At 72.2% G+C, this 20,390-nt stretch carries 15 protein-coding genes; 1 reads left to right on the top strand and 14 read right to left on the bottom strand.

The window, feature by feature from the left end:
- Positions 1 to 63: 63 nt before the first annotated feature.
- From IE248_RS13195 to IE248_RS13130, 14 genes are all read right to left on the bottom strand, one after another.
- Entirely contained in the window at positions 64 to 1,134 is a 1,071-nt protein-coding gene (locus IE248_RS13195) for an ornithine cyclodeaminase family protein (protein ID WP_190030795.1), read from the bottom strand.
- Positions 1,135 to 1,213: 79 nt separating this feature from the next.
- Positions 1,214 to 1,432 carry an MbtH family protein gene (locus IE248_RS13190; RefSeq protein ID WP_037799074.1) on the bottom strand — a complete coding sequence of 73 codons (219 nt, stop codon included), beginning with the start codon at positions 1,430 to 1,432 and terminating at the stop codon, positions 1,214 to 1,216.
- A 59-nt stretch (positions 1,433 to 1,491) separates the two neighbouring features.
- Positions 1,492 to 4,983 carry a non-ribosomal peptide synthetase gene (locus tag IE248_RS13185; RefSeq protein WP_229895299.1) on the bottom strand — a complete coding sequence of 1,164 codons (3,492 nt, stop codon included), beginning with the start codon at positions 4,981 to 4,983 and terminating at the stop codon, positions 1,492 to 1,494.
- A 5-nt stretch (positions 4,984 to 4,988) separates the two neighbouring features.
- Positions 4,989 to 5,333, bottom strand: coding sequence for a hypothetical protein (locus IE248_RS13180; protein ID WP_008742236.1), 345 nt, complete (start codon positions 5,331 to 5,333; stop codon positions 4,989 to 4,991).
- Positions 5,334 to 5,383: 50 nt separating this feature from the next.
- Complete coding sequence (locus IE248_RS13175; RefSeq protein WP_100580744.1) at positions 5,384 to 7,660, bottom strand: amino acid adenylation domain-containing protein; 2,277 nt, start codon at positions 7,658 to 7,660, stop codon at positions 5,384 to 5,386.
- Entirely contained in the window at positions 7,644 to 8,810 is a 1,167-nt protein-coding gene (locus tag IE248_RS13170; RefSeq protein WP_073796444.1) for a beta-methylarginine biosynthesis bifunctional aminotransferase, read from the bottom strand. Before IE248_RS13170 ends, IE248_RS13175 begins: the two co-directional genes overlap by 17 nt.
- Before the next feature lie 25 nt (positions 8,811 to 8,835).
- Positions 8,836 to 9,042: an MbtH family protein gene (locus IE248_RS13165; RefSeq protein WP_190030793.1), complete on the bottom strand. Its 207-nt coding sequence runs from the start codon at positions 9,040 to 9,042 to the stop codon at positions 8,836 to 8,838.
- A gap of 11 nt (positions 9,043 to 9,053) precedes the next feature.
- Entirely contained in the window at positions 9,054 to 11,354 is a 2,301-nt protein-coding gene (locus tag IE248_RS13160) for a pyridoxal-phosphate dependent enzyme (RefSeq protein ID WP_190030792.1), read from the bottom strand.
- A complete protein-coding gene (locus IE248_RS13155) occupies positions 11,344 to 12,336 on the bottom strand; it encodes a GHMP family kinase ATP-binding protein (RefSeq protein ID WP_106433383.1) in 993 nt (330 codons plus the stop codon). Before IE248_RS13155 ends, IE248_RS13160 begins: the two co-directional genes overlap by 11 nt.
- Before the next feature lie 4 nt (positions 12,337 to 12,340).
- Complete coding sequence (locus tag IE248_RS13150; RefSeq protein WP_229895284.1) at positions 12,341 to 13,837, bottom strand: argininosuccinate lyase; 1,497 nt, start codon at positions 13,835 to 13,837, stop codon at positions 12,341 to 12,343.
- Positions 13,834 to 15,135, bottom strand: a complete 1,302-nt coding sequence (locus IE248_RS13145) for an MFS transporter (RefSeq protein ID WP_268254048.1) — start codon at positions 15,133 to 15,135, stop codon at positions 13,834 to 13,836. Before IE248_RS13145 ends, IE248_RS13150 begins: the two co-directional genes overlap by 4 nt.
- 25 nt (positions 15,136 to 15,160) lie before the next feature.
- Positions 15,161 to 16,186: a 2-ketoarginine methyltransferase gene (locus IE248_RS13140; RefSeq protein ID WP_008742228.1), complete on the bottom strand. Its 1,026-nt coding sequence runs from the start codon at positions 16,184 to 16,186 to the stop codon at positions 15,161 to 15,163.
- A 713-nt stretch (positions 16,187 to 16,899) separates the two neighbouring features.
- On the bottom strand, positions 16,900 to 18,093 hold the full coding sequence (locus IE248_RS13135) for a PP2C family protein-serine/threonine phosphatase (protein WP_190030791.1): 1,194 nt from the start codon (positions 18,091 to 18,093) through the stop codon (positions 16,900 to 16,902).
- Complete coding sequence (locus IE248_RS13130) at positions 18,090 to 19,700, bottom strand: sensor histidine kinase (protein ID WP_229895282.1); 1,611 nt, start codon at positions 19,698 to 19,700, stop codon at positions 18,090 to 18,092. Before IE248_RS13130 ends, IE248_RS13135 begins: the two co-directional genes overlap by 4 nt.
- 156 nt (positions 19,701 to 19,856) lie before the next feature.
- Between IE248_RS13130 and IE248_RS13125 the strand changes: the two genes are divergently transcribed.
- Entirely contained in the window at positions 19,857 to 20,288 is a 432-nt protein-coding gene (locus IE248_RS13125; RefSeq protein WP_190030790.1) for a response regulator, read from the top strand.
- Positions 20,289 to 20,390: the final 102 nt, after the last annotated feature.

The raw sequence follows: 20,390 nt of genomic DNA, 5'->3' as shown, positions 1-20,390 counted from the left end.
TCCGGCGCGGCCCCGGATGCGCTCGCCCCCGGCGGGGCGGACCACGGGCGGGTGGGCCGGGGCTCAGCCGGCGGTGGTCCCGACGAGCCGGTCACCGGCCTGGATCGGCGGGTAGACCTCCAGGGCGTCCGCCGGGTGGTACTCGATGTCGATCCTGGTGCCGAGGCCCAGTTCGGCGCCCAGTTCCAGGAGGACGTCCAGGGCGACGTGGTCCTCCAGGGCGAACCCGGTGGAGTCGAAGACCGTGGTGCGCGACCGGTACGGGTGCGCCAGCGCGGGCTCGGCGCACAGGTCCGCCAGGTGCGCGCCGATCCCGTCCGCGCCGAGTTGCTGGCACTCGCCCTCGCGCAGGGCCTGCTCGACGTGGTCGGTGCAGACGAACGAGCGCTCCAGCAGGTCCTTCGGCAGCTCGGTCTTGCCGGGCAGGTCCGCCCCGATGGCGTTGATGTGCAGGTGTTCCCGTACGTCCACGTCCTGGAAGACCGGGCCGGCCCCGACCTCGACCGAGGTGGCGGTGCACAGGATGTCCGCCGCGGCGACGACCTCCTGCGCGGGTGCGATCCGCACGTCGAGGCCGAGGAACCCCACCCGCTGCGGGAAGCTCGCGGCGTGGCGCGGGTCCACGTCGTGGACCAGGACCTCGCCGATGTCGAAGACCCGGCTGAGGCCGTGCAGTTGCGTCACGGCCTGGGCGCCCGCGCCGATCAGGCCGACGACGCGGCTGTCGGGGCGCGCGAGCAGCCGGCTGGCGACGGCCGAGGCGGCGCCGGTGCGGATCGCGGTGAGCACGACGCCGTCGGCGAGGGCCTCCAGGCGGCCGGTCACGTCGTCGAAGCGGGCGACGGTGCCGAGGATGGTGGGCAACGAGCAGTGCTCGGGGTTGCCCGGGGAGTAGGCGACGGTCTTGAGCGTGACGCTCTTGCCGGGTTCGTGGTGCGGCATCCACTCCAGGCAGCCCAGGCCGTTGGCCTCCCTGGTGAAGCCGCCTCTCGCCGGGGTGTGGCCGGCCTCGCCTTTCGCCAGCGCGCGCAAGGCGGCGAGGAGGCGGTCGGTGACCTGGTCCATCACCTCGTGCCGGCCGACGGTGCCGATGATGCGGGCTATGTCCCGCGCGTCCAGAACTACGGTGGTCATGACCGAACTCCGTGGGTGTCAGTGCTCGCTGGAGGAGGAAGGGAGGGAGGAAGGCAAGGACGTGGAAGCGGAGCCGCGTTCACCGCGGGTTGCCGTCGGTGGCCTCGATGAGCGTCCGCGGCCGCATGTCGGTCCAGGACTCCTCGACGTAGCGCAGGCAGGACTCGCGGTCCGCCTCTCCGTGGACCGTCTCCCAGCCCGCGGGGACCTCGGCGAAGGCCGGCCACAGGGAGTGCTGTCCCTCGGCGTTGACCAGGACGTAGAAGGTGCCGTCGGTGTCCTCGAACGGATTGGACATGGGTGGTTTTCCCCTCTGCTGTCGGATGGGTCCGGCGTCGGACGGAGGCGGTACGGGGCTCAGCCGCCCAGTTGCTCGAACAGCTCCCTGACCTCGTCCTCGGTCATGCTGTTCACGCGTTCGGCCAGCAGGCGTTCCACCTCGTCCCCCATCGCAGTGATGGTGGGCATCCCGAAGACGTCCTGGAGGCGCAGGTCCACCCCGAAGCGCCGGCGGACGCGGGAGACCAGCCGGGTGGCGACCAGGGAATGGCCGCCCAGGGTGAAGAAGTTGTCGAGCACGCCGACCTTGTCGACGCCCAGGATGTCGCCCCAGATCTCGGCGAGGTTCTCCTGGACGGGCCCCTCGGGCGGTACGAAGGCCAGTTCGGAGTAGTCCCGCAGCCGGTCCGGCTCGGGCAGCGCCTTGCGGTCCACCTTGCCGTTCGGGGTGAGCGGGAAGGCGTCGAGGAGCAGGACGAACGACGGGACCATGTAGTCCGGCAGGTACGCGGCGACGTGCGCGCGGACCGTTTCGGGCGCCGGACCGGAGCTCCCGCCGTCCGCCACCACGTAGGCCACGAGCCGCTTCAGCCCGGACGCCGTCTCCTGGACGACGGTGAGGGCCTCCTTGACCCCGGGGTGCCGGGTGAGCACGGCGTCGATCTCGCCGAGTTCGACCCGCATGCCGCGGATCTTGACCTGGTGGTCGGACCGCCCGACGAACATGAGCGTGCCGTCCGGACGGCGGTATCCCCGGTCGCCCGTGCGGTACATGCGCTCGCCCGGGGCGTACGGGCTCGGCACGAACGCCGCCGCCGTCTTGGCCGGGTCCCCGAGGTATCCCCGGGCGAGCCCGGTCCCGCCGATGTAGAGGTCACCGACGACGCCGACCGGCACTTCCCGGTGGAGTCCGTCGAGGACGTGGATCTGGTTGTTGTCGAAGGGCAGGCCCACGCTGACCGCGCCGGCCGTGTCGACGTCCGCGGCGGTGCAGGTGTGCGTGGTGGAGTCGATGGAGACCTCCGTGGCGCCCCAGGTGTTGTGCAGGGCGCCGGGCAGGACCTCGTGGTGGCGGCGCACCAGCTCTCCCGACAGGGCCTCGCCGCTGGACACCGTGGTGCGCAGGGCGCTCAGCAGCTCGCGGTGACCGGGGTCGACGTGGTCGACCATCATGGCCAGCATGCTCGGGACGACCTGGAGGTGGACGGTGCGGCTGCGGACGGCCGCGTCGAGGATCTCCCCCGGGTCGCGGTGGAGTCCGGGGTCGATGAGGGCGATCCGGCCGCCGGCCATCAGCGGCCAGAAGATTTCGAGCGCCGAGTCGTCGAAGCTCAGGGTGGTCTTGTGCAGGACGGTCTCTCCCGGCCGCAGGCCGTGCAGGCGCTGCATGAACGCCATGCGGTTGACCCAGCCCCGGTGGGTGTTGGCGACGCCCTTGGGCCGGCCGGTCGAACCGGAGGTGTAGTAGACGGACACCAGGTCGTCGGGGTGGACGACCGCTGCGGGAGACGTCGCGTCGTGCGCCTCGATCGCCTCCCGGTCCGAGTCGAGGAACACGGTGTGCTCCACCTCGGGGACGCTGTCGCGGTGCCGTTCGAGCGTGAGGCACCAGTGGGAGCCGGCGTCCCGCGCGATGGTGCCCAGCCGGTTGCGGGGGGAGCCGGGGTCGAGCGGCAGGTAGGCGGCGCCCGCCTTGAGGATGCCGAGCAGCCCGGCGACCATCTCGACGGAGCGGTCCATGCAGATCCCGACGACCGTGTCGGCGCCGGCGCCCCGCGCGCGCAGGTGCCGGGCCAGCCGGTTCGCCCAGGCGTCCAGCGCCCCGTAGTCAAGGTGCTCGTGCCCGTGCACCACGGCCACGGCGTCCGGGTCCGACGCCGCGCGTTCCTCGATGAGTTCGTGCAGGCACCGGTCGGCGGGGAACGGCCGGTCGGTGGCGTTCCATCCGCGCAGGCGCAGGTGTTCGTCGTGCGACACCAGGCCGTACTCGGCGAGCGCGCGGTGCGGGTCGTCGAGCACGCCGTCCATCAGGGTGCGGTAGACGGCGAAGAACCGCTCGGCCGTCTCCGGGGCGAAGAGGTCCGTGTTGTATTCGAGTTCGCACTCGATGACGCCGCCCGGCACCTGGGCCATGAACATCGTCATCTCGAACCGCGCGGAGCCGTTCGGCACGGGGAAGAACTCGACGTCCAGGCCTTCCAGGGCGAGCCTGCGGTCGAAGTCGTTCTGGAAGGCGAACACCACCTGCGCCAGCGGCTGGTGACCGCTCTGGCCGCCCCCGCCGAGCCGGCCCACGATGCGGTCGAAGGGAACCCGTTCGTGCTCGACGGCCCGGCGCACGGTCGCCTCGATCCGCGCCGCGTAGGAGGCGAAGGTCTCCCGGCCCTCGTACGTGGACCTGACCGGCAGCGTGTTCACGAAGAAGCCGATCAGGCGGTCCAGATCGGGGTGCGGGCGGTTGGCGACGGGCGTGCCCACCACGATGTCGGCCTCGCCCGTCCAGCGGTGCATCAGCAGGGTGAAGACGGCCAGGGAGAGGGAGTACGTGGACACCCCGCACCGGCGGGCCGTCTCCGCGAGCCGGCCGGCCCTGGCGGCGTCGAGGTCGTACAGGAGCGCGTCGCCGAGCGTGGTGGTGCCACTGCCCCGCGGGGTGTCGGTGCGCAGCGCCGGTGCGAGCGGCGCGCCGCGCAGTTCCTCCTCCCAGAACCGCAGCCCGCTCTCCGGGTTCCCGCTCACCGTGTCGCGTTCCCACTGGGCGAAGTCGGAGAAGCGGACGGGCAGGGGTTCGGGCAGGGGCGTGCCGCCGGGTCCGGCGGCCTGCCGGTAGCCGCTGCTGATCTCGTCGAGGAAGAGGGAGTTCGACCAGCCGTCGGTGGCGATGTGGTGGAGCGTGAAGAGCAGGGCCCACGCGTCCTCGCCGAGTCGGAAGGCGTGGGCGCGCACGAGGGGTGCGGCGGTGAGGTCGAAGGGGCGGCGGATCTCCGCGCGCAGGAACCCGCGCAGCCAGGCGTCACCGCCCTCGGCGTACTCCTCGCGCAGGTCCCTGGTGTCCAGGCCGGGGTCGACGTCCTCCAGTACGCAGAGCACGGGGGCGTCGCCGTCCAGGACGAACGTCGTGCGCAGCGCCTCGTGCCGGTCGACCACACGGCGGAGGGCGGTACGGAGCGCCGCCGTGTCGAGCGGTCCCCGTACGCGGTAGACGAGCGGTTCGTTGTAGGCGGGGTCGTCGGGGTCGAGCTGGTTCAGGAACCACAGCCGCTCCTGCGCGTGCGACAGCCGCAGGGGGCGCTGCCCGTCGGCCCGCGGGATCGGCGGGGGCGCCGCGGCCCGCGGGAGTTCCGTGTCGGCTCCGGTCAGCCGGTCGGCGAGGGCGGCCGCGGTCCGGCCCTCGAAGATCCAGGCGAGCGGGACTTCCTGTCCGAACTCGACGCGCACCCGCATGATGAGGCGCGCGGCGAGCAGTGAGTCGCCGTGGTCGAAGAAGTCGCCGTCGGCGGCGAGCTCCGGCTGGTCGAGGACGTCCCGGAAGAGGGCCGTCATCCTCGCCCGTACGGCTTCGGCGGTCATGCTGCTCACGCGGTCTCCTGTCGGGCCTGGCGGGCGTCGGACATCCGCCCGGTCCCCGCGCGGGAGGCCAGGTCGATGTCCGCGGTGCAGCGGACGGGGACGCGGTTCAGCGTCAGGGTCCCCTCGATGTGCAGCCGGCCCGTGCCCGCCGTGAAGTCGGCGGTGTCGAGGACGGTGCGGCCGGCGTCGACCGCGAGGTCGAGGGTGGTGCCGCCCCGGGTGCCGGGGAAGGTCAGCGGCACCGTCCGCAGCCGGGTGATGCGGGCGTACAGTTCGGCGCCGGAGAGGCTCGCGTCGCCGAGCACGACCGGGTTGTCGGACTCGCTGAGGCGTTTCACCAGTTCACTCACGTGGATCCATCCCTAGGAGAACTCGAAGGACAACGCGTGCGCCGCGGCGGTCACGCTCCGGCCGCGGGGGCGTCGCCCCTCTCGGCGAGCCGTTTGCGGTCGACTTTCCCGTTGTGCGTCAACGGCAGTGAGTCCAGGGGCACCAGGCGCTTGGGCACCATGTACGAGGGCAGCCGGGCCGCGAGTTCCTTCTTCGCGCGCTCCGCGTCGAAGTCCGCCCCGCATTCGACGAAGCCGACGAGCTGGTCCGCGCCCGCGGACCGTACCGGCAGCACGGCGGAGCGCCGGACGCCGGACACCGCGTCCAGGGCCGCTTCGATCTCGGCCGGTTCGATGCGGTAGCCGCTGATCTTCAGCTGGTCGTCCACCCGGCCGAGGAAGACCAGGCGACCGTCGGGCGCGACCCTGCCGAGGTCGCCCGTGCGGTACATCCGGGCGCCGGGCACGCCGGAGAAGGGGTCGGGGAGGAAGGCGCGGGCCGTGTGCGCGGGGTCGCCGGCGTAGCCGCGCCCGACGCCGGGACCGGCCAGGTAGATCTCACCGGTCAGCCCGGGGGGCAGCAGCCGATGGTCCGGTGACAGGACGTACACCACTCCGGACCCGGCCGGCCGGCCGAGGCAGACCCGCTCGTCGCGGTGGACGTCGGCCTCGACGGAGCCTATGGAGCACTCGGTGGCGCCGTAGATGCTGACGGCGCTCACGTCCGCGGCGCGCAGCGACTGCCACAGGTCCCGGCCCGGTTTCTCGCCTCCGAAGACCACGAGTTTCAGCGGGGTCCCCAGCAGCCCGAATTCGACGAGCAGCGACAGCTGGGAGGGCGAGCAGTCCACGACGTCGAGCTCGCTGCCGGGGGTGCGGAACAGGAAGCTGCCGGGGTCCCGCCGCTGCATCTCGTCGAAGAGCACGAGCCGGTGTCCCAGGCTGATCATGGGCAGTACCTGGTCGATGAAGGAGTCGAAGGTCACCGGCGCCGCCCCGCCGACGCGCAGGCCGGCGCCGTCGGGGCTCACCCGGCGGTACACGGGGGCGAGTTGGGTGCGGATGTGCTCGGCGAGGCCCAGGTGGTCGATCAGTACGCCCTTCGGGTTGCCCGTGGAGCCCGAGGTGAAGACCGCGTACGCCAGGTGCCGGGGCAGCGGCCGCGCGTGGGGTGCGGACTCCCCCGGCGCGGTCGGCGCGTCGGAGGTGACCGGGACGACGGGCAGGCCCGTGCGCTCCGCCGTGCGCGCGTGGGTGGCGTCGGCGACGACGAGGCGGACCCCGGCCAGGGCGTACTTCTCGGCCGTGCGCAGCTCGGGTTCGGCCGGGTCGATCAGGAGGAAGGCCGCGCCCGCCGCCCAGATCCCCAGCATCGCGGCCACCAGTTCCCCGGTGCGTTCGCACACGACGGCCACGGTGGTCTCGGGGCCCGCACCGCGCTCGCGCAGCCGCAGGGCGAGCGAGCGGGCCGCGGCGTCCAGCTCGGCGAACGTCAGCTCGCCGTCCGGGGCCTCGACGGCGATCGCGTCGGGCCGCTCGCGCACCACGGCCTCGAACATCTCCTGTACGGAGACGAACTCCTCGGCCTCCTCGTCGTCGCCCCGGCACACGCCGGCCAGCAGGGCCTCGCGCGTCCCGGAGGACATCAGCGCGTCGCCCTCCGGGCCGGGGCGCGTTCCGGCCGTCCGCGCGAGGGGGACGACCCCGCTCGCGGCGGCGACCAGGTCGCCGACCAGCGGTTCGGGCTCGGCGGTCAGCCGGCCGAGGGCCCGGTCGAGCACGGCGAGCAGTTCTGCGGCCTCCGGGGCCGGCAGCGCTTCCGGCGCGGCGCGCAGCGCGAGGCGCGGCTCGGGCCCGGGGTCGGCGTACAGCTCCACCCCCGAGGCGGCGCCGCCGGGGCCGAAGGAGACGGTGCTGTCGAACAGCTCGCCTCCGCTGTCGCCGACGATCCAGCGCCGGATCTCGTCGGGCTCCACGTCGAGGTGCGCGGCCGCGTCCTCCCACTGGGCGCGCAGTTCCCGCAGCCAGTCGGACACCGGCCGGCCGCAGTCGAGCCGTACCCGCAGGGGGGCGGGGCCCACGCCCGCGGCGGCATGGCCGTACACCACGTCGTCGCGGCCCGACCGGAGCGCGAGCGCCACGGCCCAGGCGGCGCCGACGAGCGTGTCGGGGCCGACGCCCCAGCGCCGCGCGGCGGCCGCGATCCGGGCGCCGGTGCTCAGGGGGTGGGACGTCCGCGGCTCCGCATCGGTCGCGGCCGGGAACAGCCGCTCCAGGGTCTCCATTCCCGCGAAGACGCCGCGCCAGTGCCGCTCCGTACCGCCGAGGCCGTCAACGGCTGTCGCCATGGTCGCCCGTTCCCTTTCCGTCGTTCGTCTTCCAGTCCTCCAGGGCCTGATGGATCGCCGTCAGGCCGCGCCTCATCCGCTGCGCCGGGATGCCCGTGGGGAAGCGGATCCGGCCCGGCAGCACGGGGGCGTAGTTCGCCGAGGTGGTGAGGACCAGGTGGTGGCGCTCCAGCGCGAAGTCGGCGAACCGCTCGATGTCCTCGACCCCCAGGTCGAGCCAGAGCTGGGTGCCGCCGAGCGGCAGGGGGCCGGCCGCCGCCAGACCGCGGGAGTGGGTGAGGTAGGCGGCCCGCCCCGCCCTGACCGCCTCGACCAGCTCGGTGTTGCCGCGGCTGATCGCGGCCACGGCGTCGAGCTGGGCGCGGCCGTTGATGGAGACCGCCTCCCATTCGAGACGCGGCACCAGGCGCCGGATGTTCTCCTCGGCCGCCACGATCCAGCCGATCCGGTCCCCGGGGCGCCCGTAGTTCTTCGACACGGAGTTGACGATCGTCAGTCCGGGTTCCGAGACGGCGAGGTCCACCGGGGTCGGGCAGCGGTCGGGGCCGAAGTCGAAGGAGTCGTAGACGGCGTCGTACACGACGTGGACGTCGGGGCGCTCGGCGAGGGTGGCCAGGACGTCGAGGTACCCGGGCCGCAGCACCTCACCGGTCGGGTTGTGCGGCAGGTTGACGTACACGACGGTCGGCTCGGTGCACTCGCTCCGCAGGAGCGCCAGGTCGTCCGAGGTACCGGTCAGCGGGAGCGCCTTGTTCCGTATCCCCGCGGCGCGCATGCTGTCGCGCACGCCGCAGAAGACGGGGGTGGCGTGCACCGCCTTGCGGTAGCCCTGGCCGGCGAGGTCACGCAGCAGCAGGCCGATGGCGTGCATCCCGCCGGCGGTGACCAGGATGTGGGACTCGTCGGCCAGCCGGCTCGCGGAGACCTCGTGCTCCCGCTTGACCAGCGCTTCCGTCAGTCTCGGGTGTCCCTGGGAGGCTTCGTAGGAGAACGGGGCGCCGGCGTGCGCCGCGTGGGGTGCCTCGGCCGGGGGCCTCGCCCCTTCGGGCCACTCCGGTACGTTTTCGACGAGGACCAGCCAGTCCTCGCCCGGACGGGACTCGGCGATGTTCAAGCGCCGTTGCAGGGCCGACAACTCCGGAGCCGTCACCTGGTCTTCCTTTCCGCTGTGGCGTTCACTGGCCGTGGCCCGTGCGCAGGCTGAGCGGACGCATGTCGGTCCACACCTCGGCGATGTGGCTCAGGCACTCGTCCTTGGTGCCGCTGGTGCCGCGGGCGTGCCAGCCCGCCGGCAGGGGCCGGTCCGCCGGCCAGATCGAGTACTGCTCCTCGTCGTTGCCGACGACTCGGTAGAGGTCCCGCACCTCGTCCTCCCGCTTCACACCCGTCCCCTTCACCGGTTCCCGGCCCGTGTGGGCTGCTGCGCGTCCTCGTGCGCGAACTCCTCGTACACGAAGCGGATTTCCCGCTCGGCCGCGTCGAGCACGTCCTCGATCTCCTCGGGCCGCTCGGACGTCGCGATGATGTATCCGAGTCGCCCGTAGGCGTCCTGGGCGGGGCGCACCTCGGCGCCCGGCCGTACCGTCACCGTCACCCGGTCCACGCCGGCCACCGCGGCGGCCCGGTCGGCACCCTCGATCGCGAGGACGCGTCCGGCCCGTTCGGCGATGAGGAACCGGATGCCTCCCTGGCGGGCGAACTCCGGCTCCAGGAGGGGCTCCTGGCCCGTCGCGGCGCGTACCTGCTGCTCCAGCAGCCCCGTGCCCGTGGCCAGCCGGATCATCTCGGGGATCATGCCGCCGGCCAGCCGGGGGTTCACCTCGATGATCACGGGGCCGTCCGCCACGAGCCGCAGTTCCGTGTGCGTCGGGCCCGACCGCACTCCTGCGGCCGTCAGCGCCGCCCGCGCCGTGCGCGCCAGTTCCTCGGCGACGGCCGGGGGCACCGGGGCGGGGAAGAGGTGCTGGTGCTCGACGAAGTAGGGCGTGCCCGTGACCGATTTGGCGGTGATGCCGACGCAGTGGTGGCGGCCCTCGACGCTGAACATCTCGACGCTGTACTCGGGCCCGTCGGCGAGTTCCTCGACCAGCGCCGCGCCGGCGGTGGGCAGTCCGCGCGCGTTGACCGTCCGGGCGAGGATGTGCGTGACGTGTGCGCTGACCTCTTCCGCGCTCGTGCAGCGCAGCACGTTCGTGGAGCCGGAGTCGTCGACGGGCTTCACGACGCACGGGAGACCGACCTTGGCGGCGGCGGTCACCCCGGCGGCGGCGTCCCGTACGACCACGAACCGGGGCTGGCGCACTCCCGCCCGGGCCAGTGTCTCCCGTAGCTTCGCCTTGTCGCGGCAGGTCCGCATGGCCTCGGCCGGGTTGCCCGGGGCGCCGAGCCAGGTCGCCAGCTCGGCCACGGTGGGCACGTAGAAGTCGCTGGTCGTCGTGATCCCGGCGATCTCCTGGGCGCGGAAGCGGGTCTGCACCGCCTCCCTCAGGGCGGGCAGGGAGTTGGTGTCGCAGACGACCACCTCGGCGCCGGTGTCGTCGAGGCCGGTGTACCGGCCGGGCTCGCCGGTCAGGAGCACCGGCGTGAAGTCCAGCTCGCGGGCCAGCCGCAGGGCCGCCATGCCGGTACCGGTCGTGTTCGACTCGACGAAGAGCAGCGTCCGGCGGACCGGGCGGACCTCGTGGAGGGAGGCCCGGGACCAGGAGTGGACCTCGGTGCCGTAGACCACCTCGCGGGGCCGGGGCGCGAGTTCCAGGTCCGAGAGCCGGTGTTCGTCCCAGTGGTCCTGGCTGTAGACGGTGTCGGCGTACCGGTCGCCGCGGTCCGGGAAGATCCCCACGATGCGGCGGCCGGGCTCGCCGTGCGCGGCGAGGTGGCGCAGCACCTGGTAGACGGAGCCGGAGGTGTTCCCCGCGAAGATCTGCTGCTCCCGGGCGAGGTCGTGGGTGGCCGCGAACGCCTCGTGGTCGTTGAGCCAGTGCACCTCGTCCAGGAGCGAGGCGTCGAGGTTGGCCGGCTGAAGGCTGTTGCCCAGCCCGCTCTGCAGTCGGCCCGGCCGGTCCGGCTGGGCGAACAGCGCGCTGCCGACGCAGTCCACGCCGACGACGTACAGGTCCGGGTTGTGGCGGCGCAGGGCGCGCGCCGTGCCGCAGAGCGAGCCGCCGCTGCCCACGGCCCCGACCAGTACGTCGACGGTGCCGAGGTCCGTGACCAGTTCCTGGGCGAGCGCCCGGTAGGCCCCGGGGTTGTCGGGGTTGCTGTACTGCTGTGGCCAGAAGGCGCCCGGCAGGTCCGCGCGGAGCTGCTCCAGGCGTTCGAGGCGCGCGCTCTGCCAGCCGTGGCTCGACATGCGGTCCACGACGTGGACCTCGCAGCCCAGCGCGCGCAGCTTGGCGAGGGTGATGGGGTCGATGCGGGGGTCGGTGACGATGTGCACCGGGTGTCCGAGGGAGCGGCCGACGAGGGCGATGCCGAGCGCCATGGTGCCCGAGGAGCTCTCGATCACCGGCGCGCCGGGCAGCAGTACGCCGAGGCGCCGGGCCTCCAGGAGCATGTGCCGGGCCACCCGGTCCTTCATGGCGAACGGGTTGTGCATCTCCAGCTTGGCGCACACCTCGACACCGGGGGGTGCGTCCAGCCGCAGCCGTATCAGCGGCGTCGACCCGATGGAGTCGTGCATGGCATCAAAGAACATCGCCGTTCCCCTCGGTGGCGTCGCGCCGCGCGGACGGGCCGGGCGCGTAGTGGTAGATGGTGCTGGGCCCGCCGAGGCGCGCACATCGGGCTTGTACGTGGGAGGTCTTGCGGTCCAGCTCGGGGTCGTCACCGGCGAGGAGGACACCGAGCACGGTTCCGCTGTGGGCGACGACCACACCGAGTCCGTCCGCTTCCGCGCATGCCTCCAGCAGGGGTGCGAGTGCGGCGCGCGGCCGCTGCCGGGCGTGGAGTTCGGCGCTGCGGGTGGCCACGCCGCCCACGGTGCGCAGGTCTTCCTCGGCGACCGCGCCGGTCAGCCGGTCGAGCAGCGCGGCGTATTCCGCCCGGGTCTCGGCGTCGACGGGAGCGGGCCTGCGGTTGTAGGTGACGGTGTCGACCTGGCCGCCTTCGTCGTAGCCGACGACCACCAGCCGGGGCAGGTGGCCGAGGCGGCTGTGCAGCCGTACCTCGCGGTGCAGGAAGGCCACGATCTCGTCGTGCATGACCCCGTCGGAGGGTTCCACCTCGCGCAGCAGGGACTCGACGGTGGCGGTGGGAAAGGCCGTCCCGAAGGCGTCCGCCACGGCGCGCACCGAGGCCACCAGGTCCGCGGACGAGCTCGCCAGCCCCTTGCCCTCGGGCAGTTCGCTGTCGAGGACGAGTTCGCCGCCGCCCGGGTGGCCGAGCGCCTCCAGCGCCAGCGCGGCGACCCGCGCCGATTTGCGCTTGCGCGCGGCGTCCACGGTGATGCCCGTGGCGCCGTCGCGGTAGTGGAACGTCGCTTTGGAGCCGGTGGTGATGGGCAGCGTCACGAGGAAGTGCCGGTCGTCCGGGAGGACTCCCTGGAGCAGTTCGCCGAAGGTTCCTACGGCCCAGCCGCTGCCGACCGCCCAGGGGCCCGGCGCTCCGGCGGCCGCCGCCGGCCATGTGGTGGGCACGGGGAGGCGTGCCGTCCGCTGGTCCACTGTGTTCCCCCGCATGCGCTCACTCCGCATCGGCGCCGAGACCCAGTGCACGGTCGGTGCCGTCCAACGCCTGCCGTACGACCGCCGCGCGCCGCTCCCACGCGTCGGCGAGGCCCTTCTCGTCCTGCTCCTGTCCGGCCAGGGCGGCCCGTACGTGGTCGGGGTTCGCGGATCCGGAGGACCGCATCCTTGGCAGCGCGCGCCGGACGTCGAACGCGTCCGCGAGGAGGGCGTCGGCGTCCTCGATGACGTGTCCGTGCTCCGCGGCGAGGTCCCGCAGGACCTGCGGTGCGCTGTCCTTGGGCGTACGTCCGGCCCGTACTCCGGCCAGTACGTAGCCGCCGGCGATCACCTGGGCCGTGCGCCATGCGACGCCGTGGTGCAGCGTGAGCTGGTTGGCCAGCGTGAACCCGCCGAAGTACTCCTTCTCGCAGGCCCCGAGGAGCCGGTCCTCCCTCAGGACGAGGCCTTCGAGGACGGCCGTCAGCAGCCGGAGCACGTCGTGGCAGGTGTCGAAGGCCTCGGCCACGTGGGCGCCGGCTTCCTTGGACACCTCCACGAGGTTGCTGTAGGGCGTGTTGCGCTGACCGAGCACCACATCGATGTGGAAGGCGGCCAGATGGGCCGTCTTGCCGCGGATGCGTTCCAGGATCGGGAAGTTCTTCTTCTGCGGCATGGCCGCGGAGATGCCGGAGAGCGCGTCGGGCAGGTCGATGAACCCGTGCTCACTGCCGGCCCACATCAGCAGGTCGGTGCAGAAGCGGCTCAACGTACCGCCGAGCAGGCCGAGTTCGGAGGTGACCTCGGCCGCCCATTCCCGGGAGGCGACGGCGTTGAGCGCGAGGGGTTCCGCGCGCTCGAAGCCGAGGAGGGCGGCCAGCCGGTCCCGGTCCCAGGGCAGCTCCTGCCCGGACATGGCGCCGGCGCCGAGGGGGCACGCGTCGATCAGGTCGTGCGCCTGCAGCATGCGCCGCGAACGGCGCAGCAGCCGGTCGCTCAGGGCGGCGAAGTAGAAGCCCGCGCTGATGACCTGGGCCGACTGGAAGTGCGTGTACCCCGGCATGAGCACGTCCGCGGACCGCTCGGCGAGCCGCTGGGCGGCGCCGGCGAGGACGTGCAGGCCGGCAGCGACCTCCTGGAGCCGCTGTTTGGCGAACATCACCTGGGCGCAGGCCTGGAGGTCGTTCCTGCTGCGGTCGGCGTGCCAGACGGGGACGGGCTCCTCCAGCCGTTCCGTGACGCTCCGCTCCACCGCGAGGGCGATGTCGGAGAGGCTCTGCTGCCGCCCCCGCTCGATCACTTCGGGGGTGACGCCGTCCAGGAGGCGCCCGAGCGTGCGCGCCTGCCCGGCTCCGATCAGCCCCATCCGCTGGTACTCGGCCACGAGCGACTTCTCGATCGCCAGGTACCAGGGCAGCAGGGTCCGGGCCTCGTACCGGAACTGCGGGTCGAGGACCAGTTCCCGGACCAGTGCGCTCGGGTCCTCGGTGACCCGCCCGCTCAGTCGCCCGGTCATGCCGTGGGCTCCGCTTCCGGCTGCGGGACGGGGACGCGCTTGACGGTGCGTACGTGCGAGCACGCCAGCACCAGGGGCGCGATCAGCGTTCCCAGGGAGGCCAGGACCAGTGCGGGCAGCGTGCCCACCGCGGTGCCGAGCAGCCCGCCCAGGACGGCGCCGATGGGCATGACGCCCATCCCGGCCATCCGGTTGGTCGCGTTCATCCGGCCCTGCATCTCGTCCGGCGTGATGGCCGACCGGTAGCTGCGGACGTTGATGTTGTAGACCACGATCATCGCCGCGTCCAGGACGTACATGGCGACCATCAGGGCCACCGCCGCGGGCGCCGGAACCAGCGTGGCCAGCGGGGTCAGCAGCGAGGCGACACCCGTGAGGGTGGCCGTCAGGACGAGCAGCCGGCCGAGCGGGAGCAGGCGGCTCATCGGCGCCGCGATGACCGCGCCGACGAGTGCCCCGGCGCCCGACGCGGCCAGGATCAGGCCCACGGTGTACGGGGGGATGTCGAGGGTGCGGGTCACGAAGACCAGGGCCACGGGCTCGGCGATCGCCATGAAGAAGTTGATGATGAGCGTGGTCAGGACCAGGGTCCGCACGGTGACGTGGCCGGTGACGAACGCGACGCCGTCGGCCATGTCGCGCCAGATGGACTGACCCGCCTCGGCGCCTTCCTCGCTTCCCTCGGCTCCCTGGGTCCCGTCACTGCCCTCGGCCCCTTTGCGCTCGCCGCGGATGAGCGCGGTGAAGAAGGCCGAGAGCGCGAAGAGCACCGTGTTGATCAGCATCGAGACGGGCCCGGCGAGCAGCTGGAAGATTCCGCCGCCGAGCGCGCTTCCCGCGATGCTCGCCGAGGAAGCGCTCAATTCCAGCTTGCTGTTGCCCTCGATGAGGTCGTCACGCTCGACGAGTGCGGGAAGGATGGAGGCACTGCCCACATCGGCGACGACGCTGAAGCAGCCGACGAGCAATGCCACGACGAGCAGAGTGGGCACGCTCAGAAGGTCGAGCCACCAGGCGATCGGGATGGCGAGCAGAAGAAGTGCGCGGGCAATGTCGCACAGGACGATAATGGCCCGCTTCGGTTTCCGGTCCAGCCACACTCCGGCAAAGAGACTGACCCCGATATAGGGCACATAACCAGCGGCCGAAAGCAACCCCATCTCAAAGAGGGAGGCATTCAGGGAAACGGACGCGAGCAGCGGGAAAATGACCGCCACCATGTGCGCCGCGAACATGGAGGACGTCTGGCCGAGCCATAGATTCCGGAAATCCCGGTGCCGCCACAACCCCGAGGGCACGTCTCCTACCCTTTCCTTTCCGGTACTAGTGGCCACGTACCAGAAATCCCAGTTCGAGGCCGGTCGAGTCGACCTCGGGCGCGGTCGTCAGACATGCCACGACATCACCCCCGGCCTCCGCGATCAGCTCCTCCCAGAAGCCCCGCGTCTCCAGGCGCTGCTCCGTGATCCGGTGCAGGAAGTAGTAGGGGTTGTAGTAGGCGTTGCCCAGGCCGTGCCGCAGGACGGCCGGGTCCAGGGGGCGGTGGTCCACCTCGACGATCGCGAGGTGCGCTCCGGGCGCGCTGGCCAGCGCGGTGCGCACCACCTCGACGGTGGCGCCGCGGCCCTGCTGTTCCAGGACCTCCTGGAGCGAGAACGCCGTGACGAAGCAGGGTGCGCCCACCGCTTCGGCCTTGACCTGCGCCATGTAGTCCTCGGCGGTCGCGTTCACGAAACTGACCTGGTCGGACATGCCGCGCTCGGCCGCGGCGCGGCGCGCGTTGTCGATGCTGCCGGCGGTCGGGTCCACGCCGATGCCCGGGCTGCCGCCCTCGCAGAGGTCGAGGAGGAAGGTGCCGTCCCCGCATCCGAGGTCCACCAGGGCGCTGGGCGGCTCGGGAAGACGGGTGATCAGACGCTTGACCAGGGGAACGGCGTCGAAGCGGCTCATGCCGCAGCTGCCGAGGCCGACCATGGTGCCGTTGCGCGAGGCGAACCGCTTCCGGTCGGCCATGACCTCGGGGAGTTCCCGCAGGGTGGCGCCGTACCCGCCGATGAGGAGCTCGTACCAGGGGCGGAACTCAAGGAGTTCGCGGCCCTTGGCGGTGATGGCCGGCACGCCCTCGGAGTCGGTGACGATCCCCTCGCCCTCCAGGTAGCGCAGCAGGCCGGTGAGCCGCTCGGGGTGTAGGTTCAGGTCCTTGGCCAGGCCGTCGACGTCGGTCGGCGAGGGCTCGCTCAGTCGGGTCAGCAGACCGCTCGACATGGCGAACTCTATGCACTGGGCGAGAAAGAAATGCCTGATGGGCTGGATCGCAGAAATCAGGCGCTGCTCGAAATCTGGTTGCATTGTCTCTTTGCTCTCGTCGTTACCGTCAGCTAAGCAACCCGCTCGGATGGCAGGCGCGGTCCCCGCTGAGATTTCAGCCACGACTGAGCACCCCCCTCGAATCCTCGGTGAACGCACTCTAACTTGAGCACGTTTGGCGAGACCAGGCTTGACTTCCGAGGTTCGCGTGAGTAAGGCCGATGCCTCATGGACCCCTGGCGTCTCGCGGACAACTTCCATCGGGTGACGAACACGTGGCCGGTCGCATCAGGAAATATTGAAGGCCGTACGAGGTCGCATCTCCGCTCTAAGGCCGGATTCGACGAGGGCGACAACGAAATCAGGTTGGCCCGTATTGGCCTTGCCTGCCCCGTGGCGCGGGAGCCGCGCCCTCCGCGCCCGCGCGGACGGATGTCTTGATCATTTAACGAAACAGCAGGTTCGCGCCGTGAAGGAGGCGCGGAACGGGACCGGCGGACGCCGGCCACCGCGTCCCGCCCGAGCCGGCGAAGACCAGCCGCCGGTGGCCGGAGAGCACCCTTTTCCATGACGGGAATCAACCGTTCCCCCCGCACCCCGGCGCGGCCGACACCCGCGGCCGCGCCGGCACCAGGACGAACGCCCGCGCCGCCCGGGCGGGCGGCCGTGACGGTCCGTGATCCTGTGAAGATGTTCAGGCCCCACGGACCGATCTCACGACGGACCGGTCAGCCGCCGCCCGGCTGACGGCGCGGTCAGGCCGTCGGCGGCCTGCCGTGCCAGTCCAGCCGCAGGACGGCGAGGTCGTCGGTGTGGCGGCCGGCGTTCCGGGCGCGGGTCTCCTTGACGAGGAGGTCGATGAGGGCGCCCGGGTCGGACGGCGGCAGCCGCTCGATCAGCGCCAGCAGCCCTTCGACGCCGAGGCGTTCGCCGCCCGTCGCCCCGCTGTGCCCTTCGGTGAGCCCGTCGGTGTAGAGGGTCAGGGCCCCGGTCGGCGGCAGCGGGATCACGGTGGCCGGCCAGGAACGCACCTCCGGGGCGATCCCGAGCGCGATGCCATGGGCCGCGGCCGCCTCCCGGGTCCCCTCCGCGGTGGTGATCAGGGGGGTGTCGTGACCGGCCAGGTACACGGTGGCGGTGCCCCCCGCCTGGTCGAGGGTGAGCAGGGCGCAGGTGGCGAACAGGAACTGCGGGCCGCGTTCGGCGACCAGGATGCGCTCCAGGAGGTGCAGCAGGTCGGGGCCGCGGTGTCCGCCGAGGACCAGGGACCGCCAGGCGATGCGCAGGCAGACGCCGAGGGCGGCGGCGTCGGGACCGTGTCCGCTGACGTCGCCGACCACGGCGTGGAGCAGCCCGTCGTCGCCCTCGACGACGTCGAGGAAGTCGCCGCCGAGCAGGGCCTGTTCGCGCCCTGGCAGATAGCGGGTGGTGACGGTGACCGTGCTGGTGTCGAGCATCGGCTGGGGCAGCAGCCCGCGTTCCAGGCGGGCGTTCTCGGCGGCCCGCAGGCGGGCGGCCTGGGCTTCGGCGCTCGCGCGTTCGGTGTGGCTGCGGTAGACGGCGTAGCGCACCGTGCGGCGGAGCAGGTCCGCGTCGACCTTGCCCTTGACCAGGTAGTCCTGGGCGCCGGCGGCCATGGCGTCGGCGCCCGACCGCCGCTCGGACAGGCCGGTCAGGACGATCACCGCGGTGTGCGGCGCCAGGTCGCGGACGGTGGTGACGCCGTTCGTCCCCGAGAGGTCGGGCAGGTGCAGGTCCAGGAGGATGCAGTCGACCTGGCGGTGGGCGAGTTCGCGCCGGGCCTGGGCCAGGGTCGTGGCCGAGGTCAGCTCGAACCGCAGTCCGGTGTCGTAGAGCAGCTCCTCGACCAGGAGGGCGTCGGCCGCGTCGTCCTCGACCAGCAGGACGCGGTACGTCGGCTCGACCGGCAGCGGTGTCGGCTCGCTCACGGCTTCCGCTCCCCGCCGTCGAGGGCCGGCGCCGCCGGTGCCGCGTGGTGGTCCGCGGTCTCGGGCGGTGCGGCGGCGAGGGTGAAGGTGATGCGGGTGCCGTCGCGGTAGTCGGGGTCGATGGCGATGGTGCCGCCGTGGAACTCGACGATCTTCTTGCACATCGCCAGGCCGATCCCGCTGCCGTGGTAGGCGTCCTTGGTGTGCAGCCGCTGGAAGATCACGAACACCTTCTCCGCGTACTCGGGGGCGATGCCGATGCCGTTGTCGGTGACCGCGAACCGCCACAGCTCGCCCTCCCGTTCGGCCGACACGTGGATCTGCGGCCTCTCGTCGGGGCGGCGGAACTTCACGGCGTTGCCGATCAGGTTCTGCCAGAGCATCCCCATCTGCGTGGGGTCGGCAACCAGGGTCGGCAGCTCGTCGTGGGTGATCACCGCTCCGGCCTCCTCGATGCCGACGCTGAGGGCGGAGAGGGTCCGCTCCATCACCGAGTCGAGGTCGATGCTCTCGTGCGTGTGGTGGACGCGGCCCACCCGGGAGAAGTCGAGGAGGTCGTTGATGAGGACCTGCATGCGGTTCGCGCCGTCGACCGCGTACTCGATGTACTGGTCCGCCCGGGCGTCGAGCTGCCCCCCGTAGCGGCGCTGCAGGAGCTGGGTGAAGCTGGAGACCTTGCGCAGCGGCTCCTGGAGGTCGTGGGAGGCCACGTAGGCGAACTGCTCCAGCTCGGCGTTGGACCGCTTGAGCTCGGCGGCCTGCTCGTCGAGGCGCATGCGCGACTCCTCGATGAACGCGGCTTCTCGTACGAGCCGTTCGCGCATGGAGTCGATCTCCGCGCCGAGCCGGCGCAGGTCCGCGGGGCCGGCCGGGGTGACGGGGTGCTCGAAGTCGCCGGCGGAGACCTTGCGGACGTCCGCGCCGAGCCGTGCCAGCGGCGTGGTGATGCCCCGGCGCAGCCCCTCGAAGACCAGCCCGGCGAGGCCGAGGATGACCAGCGCGACCACGCCGAAGATCCAGTTCCGCAGCCGCATGGTGGCCGTCAGGTCGTCCCTGGCGTGGGCGCGGTCGGCCTGGAGTTCCCGCTGCTGCTCGGCCAGCGCGGCGCGCACGGCGTCGAACGCGGCCTTGCCCTCCGCGGCGCGCTCGGCGGCCAGCGCCGGGGCCGCCACGGGCGTGGCGGCGGCGATGGGCCGGGCGATCCGCTCCTGCCAGGCCTGCGCCGTGTCTGCGACGGCCTGTACGTCCCGCAGCCCGCCGGGGTCGTCGTGGAGCAGTTCGGCGAGCCGGGCGGAGAACGCCTTCTGGTCGGTGAGGCCCTGCTGGTAGGGGACCAGGAACTGCGCGTTGCCGGTGAGTCCGTAGCCGCGGATTCCGGTCTCCTGATTGAGCAGCGCCGATTCGAGGTGGATCGAGGTGGTCAGGGCGGGAGACTTCACGTCCACCAGGTCCCGGCTGATGGCGGTCGTCCGGGCCAGGACCCAGGCTCCCGTCACGCCGAGCAGGGTCAGGACCACCAAGGACACGGCCACGCCCACCCGGAGCCACCGCCGGGTCGTCCACCCGGACGGGGCCCCGGGGCGCGGCAGCCCCTCTTCGCCGGTCATCTCTTACGCCCTCCGCTGTCGCTGCCGCTCCCGAACATGATGCGGCCTGCATACTGTAGAGCGCCCCCGGACAACGATTGTTGTCGCGGTCCCGCCGAGAGCCCAGAGTGCCAGGTTCGCCGGGCACCTTCCCCCCGACACCCCACGGAGCATCAGATGACGAGTGCCCCCGCCCTCACCTACGACGTCCTGCTCGTCGAGGACGACGCGGCCGACGCCATGCTCATCGAGGAGGCGCTCTCCGAGCGCGGGTCCCGCAACCTGATCCAGGTCACCGACGGAGTCGCCGCCCTGGAGCACCTGCGCGCTCCCGGGAGCACCCGTCCCGACCTGATCGTCCTCGACCTCAACATGCCCAGGATGAACGGCCGCGATCTCCTCCAGATCCTGAAGAACGACGAGAACCTGCGGACCATCCCCGTCGTGGTCCTCACCACCTCGTCCGCGCCCGAGGACATCTCGGGCGCCTACCACAGCCGTGCCAACGCCTACGTCACCAAACCCGTCAACCTCGAAGCGTTCGAGAGGGCCGTCCAGAGCATCGACTCCTTCTACCTCGACACCGCCGCCCGCCTGCCCCGCGGCTGAACCCGGCGCCCGGCGCCGGCTCCGGCACCCGGCAGCGGTTTCCGGTCATCTCCGGGCGACTGCGGCGCGAGGGGGCACACGCGCCGTTTTCGGGGGCAGACG

It is taken from the genome of Streptomyces goshikiensis, assembly GCF_014650555.1.
Taxonomy (GTDB): Bacteria; Actinomycetota; Actinomycetes; order Streptomycetales; family Streptomycetaceae; genus Streptomyces; species Streptomyces goshikiensis.
Note: the sequence above shows the minus strand (reverse complement) of the source record. Positions and strands in the feature narration are given on the sequence as shown.